At 50.9% G+C, this 3,891-nt stretch carries 3 protein-coding genes; 2 read left to right on the top strand and 1 reads right to left on the bottom strand.

Going from position 1 to position 3,891, the window contains the following annotated elements:
• Positions 1-19: 19 nt before the first annotated feature.
• Positions 20-427, bottom strand: a complete 408-nt coding sequence (locus B4967_RS05690; protein ID WP_192859200.1) for a hypothetical protein — start codon at positions 425-427, stop codon at positions 20-22.
• 505 nt (positions 428-932) lie between these two features.
• Here B4967_RS05690 and B4967_RS05685 point away from each other — a divergent pair.
• Positions 933-1,457: an arsenate reductase (azurin) small subunit gene (locus B4967_RS05685; RefSeq protein WP_083024147.1), complete on the top strand. Its 525-nt coding sequence runs from the start codon at positions 933-935 to the stop codon at positions 1,455-1,457.
• 33 nt (positions 1,458-1,490) lie between these two features.
• Positions 1,491-3,891 (top strand): arsenate reductase (azurin) large subunit (locus tag B4967_RS05680; RefSeq protein WP_139794418.1); only part of this gene is annotated, 2,401 nt, incomplete at its 3' end.

Genomic DNA, 3,891 nt, shown 5'->3' with positions numbered 1-3,891 from the left:
CGGCGCCGGCTTCACGGATTCAGGATAATGCTTGATGTAACTCTGGCGTAGCATTCGTTTCCAATAGCCAACCAAAAAACGTACACGTCATTTCAGCGGCTTTTTCGGCGTTTATTAATAGATGATGCCCCATATTTTCATCTACAACGAAGAAGTGCTTACTCATTTTATTGAAAAATGGAGGTTCCTTCTGGTGGTTAGCATTTGCGCAAGCGCCAAGCTCCAGCTGCCTTGCCACTTCCTGCAAACTACAAAGTCTATGCACACACTCCATGCCAATCGCATCCATCAAGCGGCTGATAGGTGGATCAAAAGGCAGAAAGCTCAGTGCTAAGCCTCGGTAGCGATTTAGCTCCCGAACTTCATGCGAATAAGCTAAATCTAGCTGGTCTTGCGGCAGAAAAGTAAGTGCTGTCAAATTATCCATCAGTGGCCTCCCATCAAACAAAAAATAGCCCAACATTGGGCAGCTTTTCCAGAGGGCATCCTAGCTCGAGGTAAACCTCATTTTCTATGACTTCTGTCAATTTTTTACGCCCACATTAATAAATTAGCACCCCTCAAAAATCTCCCCCGTCATTATAATTAGTAAATTTTTAATACTTTTCCACTATATCGATAACTAGAAATATAATTCATTGTATTACCACTTTAAAAAAACCAAAAACTCAAAACGAACAACCCTAAAATATTGATTAATTTATCGACTACTCCTATCAGAAAATTAACCTTTATTACGACTAATACCACTCTATATTTTAAGAATGCATTTTAATTTATCAACTCACAACGTCCAGCAATGCCACCCCCAAAAGTCTTATAAAGCAATATTTTATACGGAGCACTATTGAACCAATACGTTCCCAGAAACCAACACAAAACTCAAACAATGAATAACAACCGATTAACATCCAGCGCTGGAGCACCCAACAATGTTACGGCTAAGTCGACGCAATTTTCTAAAGCTTACTGGCAGCGGCGCCGCAGTGGGCACCCTCTCACTGTCACCCTTATCGCATGGGCAGCAGCCTGATGTACGCCCTACCGCTTCAGGTAATACGACGCTTCCCTACCCACGAAGCAAGGTCGCTAAACTGGCTGACTTAAACATCAACGAGCCCTTTTACTTCACTTATCCTGATGACCGCTCCCCTTGCGCCGTTATTCGCAGAGAGAAGGCAATCAAAGGCGGTATAGGTCCCCAAAAATCCGTCGTCGCTTACAGTACCCAGTGCACGCATATGGGATGCCCAGTCAACTACGACAAAGACGCCGGTACCTTTAAGTGCCCTTGCCACTACAGCATCTTTGATGCTGATAACGCAGGCCAGATGGTGATTGGCCAAGCCACGGAAAATCTACCCAGAGTCGTCCTAGCCTACGAAGAAACTGAAGATACCCTCTACGCCATCTCCGTCGACGGCCTGATTTATGGTCGCCAGGCCAATATTCTTTGATTACGACCAAGCGGTTTCTCTAGGAGAACAACGATGAGCCAGTTCAAGGACCGCATTCCCCTTCCACCAATGAATGCTCAGAAAACTAATATGGCCTGTCATTTCTGTATCGTGGGTTGTGGCTACCACGTTTATAAGTGGCCAGCCAACACAGAAGGAGGAAGAGCGTCGGATCAAAACGCGCTGCGGCTAGATTTCACCCAGCAGCTCTCGCCCATGCAGGTCACCATGACACCCGCCATGGTGAACCAGATCAAGGATCACGATGGCAGTGAACACACCATCATGATCGTTCCCGACAAGGAGTGCAGCGTTAACAAGGGGCTCTCATCCACCCGTGGCGGCCAGATGGCGAGCATTATGTATGCTGAAAATACCCCGATTGGCGAACGGCGTCTGAAGTATCCGCTTCAATACACCGGTGATGATTGGGTAGAGAGCAACTGGGAAACGTCCTTAGCTCTCTATGCGGGCGTAACCCAGCGCATCCTCGACAATGACGGCCCTGATCAGCTGTTTTTTAATTTATTTGACCATGGCGGCGCTGGCGGTGGTTTTGAGAATACCTGGGCTACCGGCAAGCTGATTTTTAGCGGCCTGCAAAGCCAGATGGTCAGAATTCACAACCGGCCTGCCTATAATTCAGAGTGCCATGCCACCCGTGATATGGGTATAGGCGAGCTCAACAACAGCTATGAAGACGCCGAGGTGGCCGATGTCATCTTCTCCATTGGCGGCAACTCCTATGAGACCCAAACCAACTGGTTTCTGGCGCACTGGGAGCCGAACCTCAACGGCTCCAATATCAGTAAGAAGCAGGCATGGTTTCCCGAAGAGACGGTCAGGCGGGGCAAAGTGATCCTGGTGGACCCGCGCCGCACGCCCACCGTTGCCATCTGCGAGACCATTGCCGGCAAAGAGAACGTGCTTCACCTAGCGATACAGCCCGGCACCGATACTGCCCTATTTAACGGGCTTCTTAGCTATGTCGTAGAGCAAGGCTGGCATGACCAAGCATTCATCGCAGCGTTTACCAGCGGCTTCGATGCCATGCTGGATGCCAATCGGCTAGGGTTGGATGAGTGCAGCCGGATTACCGGCGTGCCCAGAGACGCCCTTATCAAAGCAGCCGAGTGGGCCTACCAACCCAAAGCGAGTGGCCACCCTCCCCGTACAATGCACGCCTATGAGAAAGGAATCATCTGGGGCAATGACAACTACCGCATCCAATCCTCCCTCGTCAATCTAGTGCTGGCCACGCATAACGTCGGCCGACGCGGTACCGGGGTGGTGAGAATGGGAGGACACCAGGAAGGCTACACACGGCCACCCTACCCAGGTGGTCGGCCAGCGCCTTATATCGATCAAGAGCTGATCAAAGACAATGGCATGATGTTAACGGTGTGGGCTTGTAACGCGTTTCAGACCACGGTCAATGCTGAGACCTATCGGCAGGCCATTAAGCGTCGTGCCACTATTGTTAACCAAGCCCTTGCCGAAGCGCGTGGTGCCACCACTGAAGAGCTGGTCGATATTGTCTATGATGCCGTTAAAAACAAAGGTGGCCTATTCATTGTCGATATCGATCTCTACCGAACTAAATTTGCCGAGTACGCCCATCTAGTGCTGCCTGCTACCCATCCCGGCGAGATGAACTTAACCTCTATGAATGGAGAGCGTCGGCTCCGACTGTCTGAGCGTTTTATGGACCCTCCCGGCATCGCCAAGCCGGACTGCCTTATTGCTGCCGATATCGCCAACGCACTCAAAGCGCGCTATGAGACTGCTGGCAACCAAGAGATGGCTGGACGCTTCTCAGGTTTCGATTGGACCACCGAGGAGGATGCCTTCAACGATGGCTTCCGTATGGCGCACGAAAAAGCGATCGATAGCCAAGGCGGGCCAACCGGCCATTTGGCAACCTACGAGCGCCTCAGAGCTGCCGGTAACAATGGTGTGCAGCTACCGATCAAGGAGTATCGGGACGGCAAACTGATTGGTACCGAGATGCTATACACCGACAACCGCTTTGATACCGATGACGGTAAGGCGCATTTCCAGCCCTCCCCGTGGAATGGGCTACCGGGAGTTGTCCAGCAGCAGAAAGAGACGTACGACTTCTGGATTAATAACGGCCGCACCAACCTGATTTGGCAGTCTGCCTATCATGATCAGCATTTGGCGTTCCGCAAGGGCCGCTTCCCGATGGCGCCCATAGAAATAAACCCGCAGGATGCCGAGGCATTGGGTATCTCCAATGGGGATATTGTCGAAGTCTATAACAACTACGGCGCGACCAACGCCATGGCCTATTTGGAACCGGATATTGAGAGAGGCCAAGTATTTATGATGTTCGGCTACCCCAATGGGGTGCAGGGAGATGTCATCAGCGAATGGACGGACCGTGAACCGCCCCGGTTATTCCGGAGACCGG

It is taken from the genome of Vreelandella lionensis (assembly GCF_002087295.1).
Classification (GTDB): Bacteria; Pseudomonadota; Gammaproteobacteria; order Pseudomonadales; family Halomonadaceae; genus Vreelandella; species Vreelandella lionensis.
This window is presented reverse-complemented; position numbering and strand designations above follow the sequence as displayed.

Bases quoted from the DNA above. Each gene is read 5' to 3' on its own strand.
- B4967_RS05690 (WP_192859200.1), bottom strand. From the start codon at position 427: ATGGATAATTTGACAGCACTTACTTTTCTGCCGCAAGACCAGCTAGAT.
- B4967_RS05685 (WP_083024147.1), top strand. From the start codon at position 933: ATGTTACGGCTAAGTCGACGCAATTTTCTAAAGCTTACTGGCAGCGGC.